Source organism: Synechococcus sp. A18-25c, from assembly GCF_014280035.1.
Taxonomy (GTDB): Bacteria; Cyanobacteriota; Cyanobacteriia; order PCC-6307; family Cyanobiaceae; genus Synechococcus_C.
This window is the reverse complement of the sequence record NZ_CP047957.1, coordinates 1,651,345-1,663,863: the sequence shown is the minus strand read 5'-3', so window position 1 is coordinate 1,663,863 and position 12,519 is coordinate 1,651,345. Positions and strand designations below refer to the sequence as shown.

The 12,519-nt window shown below is 58.2% G+C and carries 16 protein-coding genes and 1 riboswitch; of the genes, 14 read left to right on the top strand and 2 right to left on the bottom strand.

All coding sequences use genetic code 11. The features are described 5' to 3' along the window. The first annotated feature begins 39 nt into the window (after positions 1-39). From SynA1825c_RS09190 to SynA1825c_RS09145, 10 genes are all read left to right on the top strand, one after another. Positions 40-624, top strand: a complete 585-nt coding sequence (locus SynA1825c_RS09190) for a hypothetical protein (RefSeq protein WP_186469026.1) — start codon at positions 40-42, stop codon at positions 622-624. Positions 625-695: 71 nt separating this feature from the next. After that, positions 696-962, top strand: coding sequence for a DUF3721 domain-containing protein (locus SynA1825c_RS09185; protein ID WP_186469025.1), 267 nt, complete (start codon positions 696-698; stop codon positions 960-962). Positions 963-1,186: 224 nt separating this feature from the next. Further along, positions 1,187-1,528 carry a c-type cytochrome gene (locus SynA1825c_RS09180; protein ID WP_186469024.1) on the top strand — a complete coding sequence of 114 codons (342 nt, stop codon included), beginning with the start codon at positions 1,187-1,189 and terminating at the stop codon, positions 1,526-1,528. 13 nt (positions 1,529-1,541) lie between these two features. After that, entirely contained in the window at positions 1,542-2,501 is a 960-nt protein-coding gene (locus SynA1825c_RS09175) for a permease (protein WP_186469023.1), read from the top strand. Positions 2,502-2,517: 16 nt separating this feature from the next. Further along, the gene (locus tag SynA1825c_RS09170) at positions 2,518-3,207 is read left to right on the top strand and encodes a TIGR03943 family protein (protein WP_186469022.1); all 690 of its coding nucleotides are present in this window, start codon (positions 2,518-2,520) and stop codon (positions 3,205-3,207) included. Further along, positions 3,204-4,589 (top strand): hypothetical protein, encoded by a 1,386-nt coding sequence (locus SynA1825c_RS09165; RefSeq protein WP_186469021.1) that lies wholly within the window; start codon positions 3,204-3,206, stop codon positions 4,587-4,589. Before SynA1825c_RS09170 ends, SynA1825c_RS09165 begins: the two co-directional genes overlap by 4 nt. Before the next feature lie 27 nt (positions 4,590-4,616). After that, a complete protein-coding gene (locus SynA1825c_RS09160) occupies positions 4,617-5,324 on the top strand; it encodes a metal ABC transporter ATP-binding protein (protein WP_186469020.1) in 708 nt (235 codons plus the stop codon). Further along, positions 5,311-6,099, top strand: coding sequence for a metal ABC transporter permease (locus SynA1825c_RS09155; RefSeq protein WP_186469019.1), 789 nt, complete (start codon positions 5,311-5,313; stop codon positions 6,097-6,099). The genes SynA1825c_RS09160 and SynA1825c_RS09155 overlap by 14 nt, the downstream gene beginning before the upstream one ends. Before the next feature lie 55 nt (positions 6,100-6,154). Beyond that, positions 6,155-7,048 (top strand): metal ABC transporter substrate-binding protein, encoded by an 894-nt coding sequence (locus SynA1825c_RS09150; protein WP_186469018.1) that lies wholly within the window; start codon positions 6,155-6,157, stop codon positions 7,046-7,048. 44 nt (positions 7,049-7,092) lie between these two features. After that, positions 7,093-8,244: a hypothetical protein gene (locus tag SynA1825c_RS09145; RefSeq protein WP_255476905.1), complete on the top strand. Its 1,152-nt coding sequence runs from the start codon at positions 7,093-7,095 to the stop codon at positions 8,242-8,244. 412 nt (positions 8,245-8,656) lie between these two features. Here SynA1825c_RS09145 and SynA1825c_RS09140 read toward each other — a convergent pair whose 3' ends face one another. Then, positions 8,657-9,181, bottom strand: coding sequence for a HupE/UreJ family protein (locus tag SynA1825c_RS09140; RefSeq protein ID WP_255477141.1), 525 nt, complete (start codon positions 9,179-9,181; stop codon positions 8,657-8,659). A 119-nt stretch (positions 9,182-9,300) separates the two neighbouring features. Further along, a riboswitch (cobalamin riboswitch) is annotated at positions 9,301-9,448 on the bottom strand. 662 nt (positions 9,449-10,110) lie between these two features. On the opposite strand from SynA1825c_RS09140, the gene SynA1825c_RS09135 reads away from it, so the two are divergent. From SynA1825c_RS09135 to SynA1825c_RS09125, 3 genes are read left to right on the top strand one after another with little or no spacing between them, the layout of a single operon-like run. Continuing rightward, positions 10,111-10,716: a Crp/Fnr family transcriptional regulator gene (locus SynA1825c_RS09135; protein ID WP_255478342.1), complete on the top strand. Its 606-nt coding sequence runs from the start codon at positions 10,111-10,113 to the stop codon at positions 10,714-10,716. A 32-nt stretch (positions 10,717-10,748) separates the two neighbouring features. Beyond that, a complete protein-coding gene (locus SynA1825c_RS09130; RefSeq protein ID WP_186469017.1) occupies positions 10,749-11,006 on the top strand; it encodes a hypothetical protein in 258 nt (85 codons plus the stop codon). After that, positions 10,991-11,164 (top strand): hypothetical protein, encoded by a 174-nt coding sequence (locus tag SynA1825c_RS09125; RefSeq protein WP_186469016.1) that lies wholly within the window; start codon positions 10,991-10,993, stop codon positions 11,162-11,164. The genes SynA1825c_RS09130 and SynA1825c_RS09125 overlap by 16 nt, the downstream gene beginning before the upstream one ends. A gap of 209 nt (positions 11,165-11,373) precedes the next feature. Here SynA1825c_RS09125 and SynA1825c_RS09120 read toward each other — a convergent pair whose 3' ends face one another. After that, positions 11,374-11,568, bottom strand: a complete 195-nt coding sequence (locus SynA1825c_RS09120; RefSeq protein ID WP_186471135.1) for a hypothetical protein — start codon at positions 11,566-11,568, stop codon at positions 11,374-11,376. 121 nt (positions 11,569-11,689) lie between these two features. On the opposite strand from SynA1825c_RS09120, the gene SynA1825c_RS09115 reads away from it, so the two are divergent. Further along, positions 11,690-12,517 carry a dehydrogenase gene (locus tag SynA1825c_RS09115; protein WP_186469015.1) on the top strand — a complete coding sequence of 276 codons (828 nt, stop codon included), beginning with the start codon at positions 11,690-11,692 and terminating at the stop codon, positions 12,515-12,517. Positions 12,518-12,519 lie beyond the last annotated feature (2 nt).

Here is a 12,519-nt window from a genome sequence, read left to right as displayed (position 1 = left end):
GCTAACCACGATTTACCGCATCCTCGCTCTCAACATCAGATGGTTCGTTCCTTTTGGATTGGCAGCGTCATCACCATGGCGTCTTTGTTTGCAGCACCAGTCACAGCGGAGACAGATCACGTTCAATTTTTCAACACAAACATCACTCAGAGCGAGGTTGAGCAGGCTCAGCAGGGTTGGTGTGATGCTCTGCTCACCATCAGCGCGGCCTATCAGACCGGTGGTGTGAAGGCGGCGAAGGTTGAGGCGGCGGCTGTGATCGATACGGCCTATGCCTTTGACATTGGCCCTGTCGCGTTCAAACCCACCTACACAACAGGCCCTGAAACGTTTCGCACCACACGGGAAGGAGCAATGGCGTATTTCATTGGTCCTGATGAATCCATTCCCCTTTTTGGGGACAACCAAGGATTTGCCACCTATCGGCATTGGGTGGACTGCCAAGTGGAGAACTATGTGGTCCAACTCATGGGCAACACGGCGAACACCATGGGCCTATTCAGGCTGACGGATTCCAATGGACAAAGCGCGCTGGTCGAGAAAACACTGACCTATCTCCGCGACCGCGATGGTCAGCTTGAGATCGTGCTGCACCATTCATCTGCACCGTTCGACGCCCGCTGAGTCCATCGCAGTCGTCGAAGGCCGCTGCCATGGTGGACAATGGTTGCATCACCCCCTCGTTGATCAGCCTGATGCTCCTGTCCAACCGTGCCATCATCCGGGGCTCCTTGGCCGTTGCGGCTGCTTTCACCCTTGTGGGAGCACAGTCGGTGAGCGCCCACCACGTCACTGGTGACGACCACACTGGAACTCTCTTGACTGTGGATCCCTCTGCTACAGCCCAGGGTCAGAAAACGATGTTCCCCACGCGTTCTGCAGCCGAAGCTGCTGCTGTCAACTTCGATTGCGAAGGCGCCCACCCGATGGGAGACATGTGGATGCCTTGCGCTGAGCACTGAATCGCTGACGTCAACACTTGTTCGACAGCGTCACCAATCGGCCTCAATTCCTGGACTGCACAGGGATTGAGGTTTTTTGTTGTATCAAGCTTCAAGACCGCGCCTTAGTGGCTGACTGGTGGCCAGAAGACACGCCTCTAGCTGGCTGTTTGTGCAACGTTGGTGACGATGGCTGGAGCGCAAGGAGGGTTCGGCCAATAATCGGGACACCGATGTCGATGGCCATGCGCAGCCTGCTCTCGCTTGCTCTCGCTCTTCTGATCAGCCTTTGGTCTCCGGTTCAGGTGATGGCTGCTGATCTCACCCGTGGTAGTCAACTGTTCAACCTCAACTGCGCTGCCTGCCATGCGGGGGGCGCCAATGTGCTGAAGAGCGAACGGTCCCTCCGCCAAGATGACCTCCAGGCCTACCTACCCAACTACCTGAAGGGTCATGAATCCGCGATCGTTGCTCAGGTGACTTACGGACGCAACGCGATGCCCGCCTTCCTTGACATTCTGAGCGAGAAGGAAATCGAAGACGTTGCTGCCTACGTAGAAGATCAGTCCCTGCAGGGTTGGAGCTGATCCTTCGGCTTGCATGACGCGTCTAGCCACCGGATGGGCCATTTTTCAAGGCCTGCTGATTGAGGCGCTTCCCTTCTTGCTGCTGGGGGTGACCATTGCTGGGCTGGCCCGCTGGCTTGTCCCCCAGTCGACCTGGGTGCGTCGCCTCCCACGCCATCCCTTGCTCGCTCCACTGGTGGGTGCGCTTTTGGGTTTCGCGTTGCCGGCCTGTGAATGCGGCAATGTTCCCGTGGCACGACGTCTTCTGGCCAGTGGTGCTCCACTGGGCACCGGATTTGGATTTTTGTTTGCGGCGCCTGTCCTCAACCCGATTGTTTTGGCCAGCACCTGGGCTGCCTTCCCTGACAAGACTTGGCTGTTGTGGGCGCGACCCGCTGGCGCCTTTTTAATTGCGCTGTTCTTAAGTGCACTCCTGGGCTTGCTGCCCGAAGCCAAGCTGCTTGAAACGGCCTTGCTGGAGGAGCGCCGCATGAGTCAGCCCCTGTCCACCGTCGGTCTGCTCGAGCGCCGTGGTGGGGTGTTGGGGTCCGCGTATGTGTCGCCAGAGCAACGCGACGACACTGCAGGCGTCAGTCCCCGCGTTCTGGTTCAGCACAGCACCAAAGAATTTCTCAGCCTCCTTACCTTGCTGGTGTTAGGGAGTGCCTTGGCTGCGTTGGTTCAGACCTGGCTGCCGCGAAATTGGCTGCTGGCCCTTGGGAGTGCACCGACGTTGTCGGTGATTGCGCTGATGCTCCTGGCCTTGGTGGTGTCGGTTTGCTCGAGCGTCGATGCCTTCCTGGCGCTTGGGTTTGCCGCCCAGGTCACCCCCGGCGCTCTGTTGGCCTTCCTGCTGCTGGGGCCTGTGGTGGATCTCAAGCTCGCTGGCTTGTTCACGGTGTTGCTGACGCCGCGAGCCATTGCGATCGCCGCGGCATCGGCATCGCTGATGGTGCTGTTGATCGGTCAGTGGGTGAATCTCCTTCAGCTGTGATGTCTTGATGGCTCCGATGACACGACAGCCGCGATTCCTGCGTTCTCCCCTGCTCCCGGTTTTGGTGGTGGGTCTTTGGGGCTGGGTGCTGTTGTGGAGCACCCTCTCCGGGCGACTGGATCTTCTCCTGAATGTGGCCTTTCATCCCATCGTTGGCTTTGCCGGCGGGGTGTTGCTGGCGCTGGCCTTCGTGCAGTTGCGCTGGGCTACCAGACAACGCGACGTTGTGGCACCTAGGGCCTGGTTGTTCTCGGCTTTGGTGGCTGTTGCGATTCTGGTGATGCCTCCTGCCCCATCCTTCAGCGACCTGGCGGCTAGCCGTCCCGACAGTCTTCCGGAGGCACCTCAACTCAGCTTTTTCCTTCCGCCTGAACAGCGAACGCTGACGGAGTGGGTGCGATTGCTGCGCAGCCAGCCGGATCCGGAACTGCATGCTGGCGCCCCGGTGCGCATCAGTGGCTTTGTGTTGGAGCGTCCTGGTGAACCTCCCCAATTGGCTCGCCTGACGGTGCGTTGCTGCCTCGCGGATGCCACACCGGCTGGAATGCCCATCCTCTGGCCTGAGGAGGCCAACTTTGAAGCGGATCAGTGGCTTGCGATTGAAGGAAGCTTGATCGTGCAGGAGCTGGATGGCGTTCCTGTGAATGTGGTCAAGCCCAACAGCATCCAGGCGATTCCACGTCCAGAGAGGCCGCTCGAGCCATGACGTCACCGCGCCCGCTAGCGCCGATTCGTCTCCTGCTGGGGTGTCTTGCCGCTCTTTCCGCACTGGCTGTTGTGCAACAGCAAGTTCTGTTGCGACGACCGCCTCGCGTGCAGTCGGTGGCCATTCAGCCCATTCGATCTGGAGCGGCAGCTTTGGACGTGGTGTTCAGCCGGCCGATGGATCCGGAGTCTGTTGCTCAGAGTGGGTTGCTCCCTGATGTCGCTCACCGCTGGTTTGGCGTGCAGGACCGGCTGAGGCTGCTCGTCGCTCCTGGGCAGGCGCTGCAGAGTCCCTTGCGTTTGAACGTGCTGGGCCGGGACCTCAGGCAACTGGCGTTGCCGCCCCAGCAACTCTGGTGGGACCCCCGACCGCATCTCCTTGCTGTGGTGCCTTCGGAGGACGGTGAAAGCTTGCAAATGCAATTGCGAGACGGGCAGTGGCAGGCCCTGGCCCCTGCGCAAGAGACCATCCTTCAGATTGAACCGCTCGGCAACGGTGCTGGTGTTGCCTTGGTCAGTGACGACATGGAGGCTCGCCAACGCGTGCTAGTTCGCGCGTTGAATCAACGTGCCTTAAGCGCCAGGCGGAACGGGCTGGAGGATCCGCAGCTGGGAGCCCTTGAAGAACTCGAATCCGGTGCATCGGGAGCGTTGTTGTTTGCTCATCTCAGCAGCAATCAGCGCGGCGATCTGCTGGTGCAATTGGGGGGCTTTGATCCCGGCAGTGATCGCGTCTGGATTCAATCGGCAGAGCAAAAGATGCGTGTTTTGGATCTTGAGCCCAGTGGTGCTTTGCGCTTGCTTCCCGATGGTGGTGGTTTGGTGATGCCGTCGTACGACGGCTTGGAACTGTTGTCGCTCGATGCTCGCGATGCGCCATCCACCCGACAGTCCTTGCCTGGACGCCGCGAGTTGAAAGCGTTCTGCTCTGGTTCCGGGCGAGCGCTGTTGATCCGTCACTGGCCGGATTACAGGCGATCCATTGAACTGGTGATTCCAGCCCGACCACCGCGTGAAGTGTGGTTGGGCGAGGCGGGTGTGATGGCTGCGGCCTGCAACACCGCAGGGGACCGGCTTTGGGTGGTGCTCAGAGAAGCGGGCCGCAGCACAGACGATCGGTTGCTGCTGCTGGACAGCGAGGGCAAGCAACTCAACAGTGTTTCTCTGGGGGGATGGCGGCTGACGTCAGGGGCTGAACTGGATTACGACCCAGTGAGCAACCGTTTGCTCACGGTGGTGAAACAGTCGGATTCCGCCGAAGGCCGGGTGGCTTTGTTCGATGCCGACTCCCTTGAGCTTGAGGTGATCAATAAGCCGGCTGTACTGGCGCGTTGGTTGCCGGCTGGCGGAGCCTTGACTGACGTTTTCTCCCCCTCTCGATAGGTTGAGCGGGAATCGTTCTCATTTCCTATGGGGGTTGACCCCCTTGTTGCGCAGGGCCTCACCGTGGCCTACGGCGAGCGCACCGTTCTTGATGATGTATCGCTCACGCTTCAAAGCGGCACGCTGACTGCGCTGGTTGGTGCCAATGGGGCCGGGAAGTCCACGTTGCTGCACTTGCTGCAAGGACGTCTCACCCCGACTGCTGGACAGGTTGCCTGTGATGGGATGCCGATTCAGGGGTGCCGCGATCGGGTGGTGTTGATGCCTCAGCGCGGTCGGATCGATTGGTCGTTTCCCATCTCCGTCCGGGAGTTCGTGGCGTTAGGAGCGATGTCGCGTCGATCGTTTGGGTGTTGCGATCGTGATGCGGCGTTGCAACGGGTCGGTCTGGGGGCTTTGGCCGGCCGACGTTTGGATGCACTTTCTGGAGGCCAGCAGCAACGGGCCCTTCTTGCAAGGACGCTCGTGCAGCCCTCGCGTGTGCTGCTGTTGGATGAACCCTGTGCGGCCATTGATCCGCCAACGCGCGATCAGTTGCTCTCACTCATGCGTCAGCTTGCCGATGCGGGGCATACCCTCCTTGTCAGCAGTCATGACTGGGGCACGGCCTTGGATCACTACGACCGGGTGATCGTTCTGGATGGCCGTGTGCTGGCCGATGGACCCCCTGGACAAGTGCGCCAGTTGCTGGGCCAGCAGATCAATCCAGGAGCGCAATGCCATGACTGCGCTTGATCTCTGGCTGATCCCGTTGCTGATGGCCTTGCTTGTGGGGATTGTGTGTCCCGTCACCGGCACCTTGTTGGTCACGCAGCGGCGCGTGCTGCAGGCCAATTTGATTTCTCACGCTGTTCTGCCTGGTGTTGCGGTCGCTGTTGCGATGGGAATTGACCCTGCCATTGGCGGAGTGATCAGTGGTTTGTTGGGGTCCTTGATGTCTGAGCGCTTGCAGCGATCGCAACCGGCTGGACAGGAAGCTGTGATCAACACCGTGCTTGCCGGTTTCTTGGGTCTTGGGGTGCTGTTGATCCCAGTGCTGGACCTGCGCCTTGATCTTGAAGCTCTGCTGTTTGGTGATCTGCTGATCGTCGATTGGTATGACTTGACGCGGGTGTTGGTGGCTGCGGCGGCGTTGTTGCTGCTGCTGATCACCCGTTACTCCCAGCTGGTGTTTGTTGGAGTGGATCCTGACGGAGCTGTTGCAGTTGGTTTGCCGGTGAAGACCCTGCAGTTGGTGCAGGCGCTGGTGACCTCCATGGTGATTGTCAGCGCCATGGCCGCCGTGGGCGTGATTCTCGTGATCGGTCTGTTGTGTGCCCCAGTGTTGCCAGGACTCTCGAGGGTGAGCAGTCTGCGGGCCGCGATGGTGCAGTCGGCGTTGGTGGGATTGGCGTTGAGCGCCGTTGGTTTTTTGTTGGCTGTGCCGCTGAATTTGCCTCCAGGGCCTCTGATCGGCGTGGTTTGCATGCTGCTGCTCAGCCTTCCGCGCCTCAGGCCAGCGAATTCATAATTCGCTGGACGGCGACGTGAGAATGATTATCATTTCAGGAGTGAAAATCATTCTCATGTCTGTCGCGCTCATTCCCTCAGCGGCGGGGGTGCTGCTGGCAGCGGCGACCTCCACCCCCACCATCGTTGCCGCGGATGGCATCCTTTGCGATCTCACCAAGAAGTTGGTGGCGAACGACGCCAAGGTGATCTGCTTGATCCCAGCTGGAGCAGATCCCCACACCCTGGCCTTGCGTCCTGCAGACCGCACCAACCTGGGGAAAGCCAATCTGGTGCTGCTCAATGGTTATGGCCTCACGCCGGCACTGAAAGGCGTCAAAGCGGGTGGTCCCGTGGTGTCGTTGGGTGAGATCGCTCTGCCCAGCAATCCTCAAAACGATCCCCATCTGTGGCACGACCCGGCCAATGTCGCGGCGATGGCCAACGTCAGCGTGCTCAAGTTCAAGCCCTTGTTCAGCGACCAGCAATTTGCTGCGATCAACCAGCGGCGTACGGCCATGGCTGGGGTGTTGAACTCTCTGGGGAGTTGGACGGCCCAACAGGTCGCAACGGTTCCCGAGCCCCAGAGGGTTCTGGTCACGGGGCACCGTGCCTATTCGTTTCTTTCGAACCGCTATGGCATTCGTGAGCTGCCAGTGATCGATGAGTACGCCACAGGTGGGCGCATGCGCCCCTCCAGCTTGAACGACATCAGCAAAGCGATCAAAGCTTCGGGAACCAAGGTGATTTTTCCGGAATCCCTGCCTCCTTCGAAAACCATGCGGCGCATCAGTCGTGCCAGCGGCATTCCCTTGGCGAGCACAGCGTTGGTGGCTGACGGCCTGGCCCCCGGCAAAAGCCTGATCCAAACGGCAACCAGCAATGTCTGCACCTTTGTGGTGGCCCAGGGAGGCCGCTGTGACCAGCAAGCTGCCGCGCAGCTTCAACAGCGTTGGTCCGCGATTCGCTGACTGAAGAGCACTTTTAAACCCATCAATTCTCCCCGTCTTTTGTGATGAACAGCTTCAAGTTCAAGTTGCTGAAAGTAGTCTCTTTTCTGGCGTTGCTTGCAGCCGGAGACTCAGCTCTCCAGCAGGTTCGTGCCCATGGGTCCGCCGGCGGCGAAGAGCCTTTGCCCCCCGGAGAGTTTCGTGCCATCCCTGTGATCACCATTGAGGGGCATGGAGGTTTTGAGAACAATCTCGAGGGGCATCCTGAGCATTACGGCATCGACGGACAATTCGGTGTGGTGTTGGAGTGGGGGCTTCCCAATGAGGGGAGTTTCGCTATTGAAGCGTCTCTCGGGCCTGCGCTTGTGTGGGGAGAGGCTGAACATTTCTATGGCCGTGTGCATGTGGAATCCGGTGATCACGATGCTCACGAAGGCAGCGGTGATCACGAAGGCCACGATGATCACGAGGAGCATGAGGATCATGCGGATGATCACGAAGATCATGAAGACCATGCGGAAGAACATGGCGATCATGAAGGCCATGACGATCACGACGAGCATGAAGATCATGCGGAAGCGCATGATGATCACGAGGATCATGACGAAGGCCATGAAGGCCATGACGACCACGCGGGTCATGCAGGCCATGGCCATGGATCCGGGGCTCCGTTCCGTCGCACGGACATCAAGGGGTATCTCCAAGCCCGTTATCAACCCAACGAACGATTGGAGTTATCGCTCGCCTGGATGCCTTACTACGTCACTGGCGAAGGCGAAGATTTTGGCACCGGTCTGAAAAATGAGGTGGGTGCCAAGGTGGTCTACGCCTTTGGCGATGGCGATGTGAATTTCGCTTTGGGTGATGGACTGCAGGATGTGATTGACGGTGTTTTCGTCTCCGTTGAAAACCGCACGGGTTGGGAATCGGATGGCACCTACATCGGCAACTACACCGACCTATGGCCTGGTTTTGGCTTCAATATTGACCTTCTGAACATCACCCTGTCCGGTGGTCCTCGCTTTTACATCCCCGGTGATTATTCAGGATTGTCTCAGCGCACGGACTGGGGTGGTGAGATTGAGTTGGAATATCCAGTGGCTGAAAATGTGGTTCTCTTCGCCCATTGGGAGCCCGTTTATAGCACTGAGGGTGGATCCGGATGGGGCGTTGGCTTCCAGCACCACGTAGGAACAGGCGTCACGATCGCATTCTGATTGTTGCCATGTTTTGGATTCGGTGATTAAGTTGCCCGTGACCTTTTAAGTCACTCAACTGCTTAAGGAGATGCGACCTCGATTGACCTCTTCATGGGGCTGATCGAGGTTTTTTGTGGATGTTTGTTAGGTTTCTGGAAGGATTTTGTCTGCTCTGTCTGACTCGGTTTTAAGGGTTGCTTTTTGAATGCTTCTAGCCCTGGTGTGTGGATGCAAGTGTTCAGCATTCATTGTTCAGGGGCCACCCAGGAAGTGGCATGACGGATGCCTTTGCTCTTCAAGCAACAGAGGCGTTGGCCAATGGCCGACGATTCGAATTATTTGGAAGGCGCGTCGGTCGCAAAAAAGGTCCTGCCAACACCCGTTGGCAGGACTCTTGAGTGTTCTCCGACCCGTTGGATGTTGTTGATCGTCAGTCGACGAGAGCAACCCAGGAAAACGCCAAGCCAATTCCAATCCAGATGCCTGCGCCAAGGCGTTGACCTTGGACCCCCAAGCGCTCAATGAGCCCCTTCGACCAAACGGTGACCAGAAGCAGCAGAGCGCCCTGACCAAGAAGAAGTCCGAGGAAATACGTGGTGAGGGGTGTGGCTTCGGCCCCCACAATCGTGCTGCCAAGCAGGAAGCCGTGCATGGCAATCAGCGGCAGCAGCCATGCTGCGGAAAGCACCGTCAGTGCAATCAGGCCCTCCGCGGCAAGACTCAGGGACACCAGGGCTTCTGCCCAGGGTGCGATGGCATCAGGAAGGGGAATGAATTGCGAGAGCACACTGCCGAATAGGCCCACGGCGAGGAGGGGCAGCACCCAGGCCAGAGGGCGCTTCAGGCCAATGAAGGCAATGGCCAGCAGAAACAGCAGGTGGTCTGGGCCCAGCAGGGGATGACCAATGCCGCTCAGCAGCCCTTGCCAAGCCGAGAGGTTGGCACTGTCACCCATGCCGAAGGGGTGATGAGCGCTTGCGGGAGCGGCGAGTGATGCAGCCAGCACAACAGGGAGTGCGATGGCGCTGGCCTTCATCAAGGGCCTGGGTGTATGCAAAGAGAGCAAGTCGATCCTCGTCGGGTTGTATTCCTGGCGGGCGTTCTGACTTTCTCCACCTGTGGGGGAGCTTTACAGCTGCGGGACAGTGACGGATTTTCACCGCGCTTTCCCCGTTTCCATCAGCGGCTGATCCCCGCTGAAACCAGACACACCTTTGTAGCACGATGGCTTGGGTGTGCACTCTAATTTTCACTTTCATCACGATTGCTGGCTGTCTTCATTGCAGCCTTGATTTCCCAGGATTCTTTATTTCTGGCTCAAGAGATGAATAGAATTTGGCGTTGAAATGTTGATCGATGAGTTTTTATAGATTCTTTCACTGCTGACAATCCTGTTTGCACCATTTCAAATGGTTTTGGAGTCTGTTGGATGGCCTGATTCGATCAGCTCATGGCCCCTTCTATGGCGGGCTGACGCATGATTTGCAGAGCTGGTGTTTCTTGGGTCATGACGATCGCTCCTGTTGCTATGGCCTGGTCGCTGTTGAGAATCAATGGTGGAGCAGCACTCTTTGGTCGGGCATTGATCGGGGCTTTGGAGGCTCAAGCACTTGTGAAGCGTGTGCGGAGCGTTTCGATTCTCTGACCTTGAAAGGTTGAGAGTGGATCGGGTGTGACCGTGCAGTCACAAGGGTTTGATCGCTTGCATCCCCGTTGAAGACTTGCATTTGGAGATTTTTGCCCCAGGTCCGACCAGGCGTTTGACGGCCCTCCCAGGCACAGGTCTGCACGCTTATTGATACTGCTGCTGAGAATCGCTTGCAGCAAGTCGCGTTTTCCCTCTATAGTTGCACTCGATTCTCAATAGCAGGATGCCTGCCATCCATGACCCTCTCGGCTTACCGATTTCTGCCTGATGCCCCCGTGGCATTAATGACCATGCCGCGGCATCAGACCGTGCTGATTGATCCGGCATCGGCGGGACAGGGCAGCATTCTTGAAATTCATGAGGGGTTCTGTCGGGTGTACTGCCCCTGCGAGGACACCGAGGGCATGACCTTGGCGTTTCTTCAGGCTGGAGACCGGCTGCGTACCGATCGTCTCTGTAGTGAGGGCATCTGTGTGGAGGCTTTGACGGATCTGCGTCTTGCTCGCAGGTCTGCTTCCGACGAAGAGGTCGGGATGGACGCTGTGAATGAGTGGACGCTTCAGCTGCTGCGCATTCGTCACTATGGCCAGGCCGAAAAGCGTCTTCATGCACTCTTTGCTCTGTTGGTCAATCGGCTGGGAAAGCGCTGCAGTGATTGCTTCCAGCTGCCATTTCGTCTCACCCATGACCGTCTTGGAGAACTCATCGGTGCGACGCGAGTGACCACAACTCGTCAGGTGTCGAAGTGGCGAAATCTCGATGAAATGAATTGTTCGGGCGGTGAGTTCGCCATGAATTTCTCGGTCGACATGATCAATTCGGCTCCGTTCTCGCACCTCTGATGTCGATTGATCGATCAGGCGGTGCAAATTTGATGGTTTCGCTTTGCCGTGACCTTGATCAGTGTCGCCGTCGCCATCTTCAGATTGAGCATCAGTGCGGCCATGCCCTGAGCCACTGTCTTGTTGACCGTCTTAGGGCTGAGCAGCGTGCCCTAGCCGTGAGGGTCGGAGAGCTGCAGCGATCTGTCGCAGGGATCCAACAACACACGAGCTTGGATCCGATGTCTGTGGCATTCCTGGCTGAAGTGGCTCGTCGTGCCTGGGGCCCGATGCGTTGTTCGCTCAGCTGATCGGCGGGATGCTGTTCGCCGATGGCGGTGTCGGTCTGGTGTCTGTTGGCCTGATCGCAGGGGCGGCCGAGTGGCTGCTACAGGGCAGACTTTGCCTGGTATCAAATGTTTCGTTGGTGCTCGAATTCCCTGTTGGCTTGTCGTTTCTCTGGGATTAGCGCTGTAGAATGAGACGCATTCGCAGTAAGGCGAGACGTGCCGGTATCCGAGCCCCAAAAGAAGAAAGGGTGCAAAAAGTCCAAGTGCTCGAAGTGGAAAGGCGGACAGTGCAAGTGCGGTCGGGGCTGATCCTGGTCGGCTGTTGCTGAGGGTGTGGCGGCCTGCCCTTGAGCTCACCTGAAAGGTCCGTCCGTGCGTTAGACGAGAGCTAAATCCGCACTTTCCCGACTTCAGCTCTTAGGGGAGCGCGTCCGGTGCCAACCAGGATTGGTTGACGCGTGAAAATTTCAACGCGGATTCCACAACGTGCCACCGCAATCACGGCTCTGCTGGCCACCAGAGTTGAGAGGATCACGGCAGCGGGCCAGCGCCAAGCGGTGAGCAAGCTGATGGTCTCGGCCATGGCGTGTTGGGTTGTCGTTTCTTTCTGCTTAGCAAGGGTTGGCCTTGGCTTAGCTGTGGCGTGCGACCAGGGTGACGGACGGGTTGCTTCCAGGCACGATGGATCACGCATCTCGATTCTCATGCAACGCATTGGCCTGTTGTTTGGGCTCGTCGTGCTCGTGGCCATGCCTGTCTCAGCGGCTGGTCTCTTGGAGTTGCTCGACAGCATGAAACCCGCCAGCGAACAGCGGTTGGTTCCTCAGCTGCCACCGGTGCCACGCATTCCCGGCCGAGGCAAAAACTGGAGCGGCGATCGGATGCCGAAGCAAGGTGTCCCGATTCTTGTGCTTGCCGGACATGCGGATTCTCAGCGCATGCATGGCTCCGGAACTCCAGGTCAGGCTGTTGGTGTTGGTGGTGCAGCCCCGATGCAAAGAGGCATCACCGATGAGTTGTATTGGAACCTGCTGACGGCAAAAGCTGTGGTGGCAGAGGGCACCCGCCAAGGACTGGAGATCACCTTTTACGACCCGGGTGTTCGCACGATTCGCAATGCAGAGGATCCCCGCACCAACTGGTCGGTGGGATATGACCATGCATCGAAAGGTGGATATGCACTTGAGATCCACTACGACGCTTATGCGCCCTACGGCATTGGACCGGGGGTGATCCCTGCAGTTGCCTTTGGTTTTTCGGTGATGGATGAAGCCTTAGCCAAAGAGTTCGGTGCCTACCCCTACGACTATCGAGGCATGCTCGGGGCTCCTCGTCGCGGTGTCTCCATGCTGGAAATCGGCCTGCTTGAGGGTTCCCTGGAGCAGACACTGCGTGATCCAAACCAAAGAGATGCCACGCTCAATCGCATTGCCAAACGGGTTGTGTTTGCTTTGCGTCAGGGGCTTGAGCAAGGAGCATCGCTGAAGGCCAACTGCACCGCTTCAGCTTCCATCAATGCAGCTTGTCGTTGACA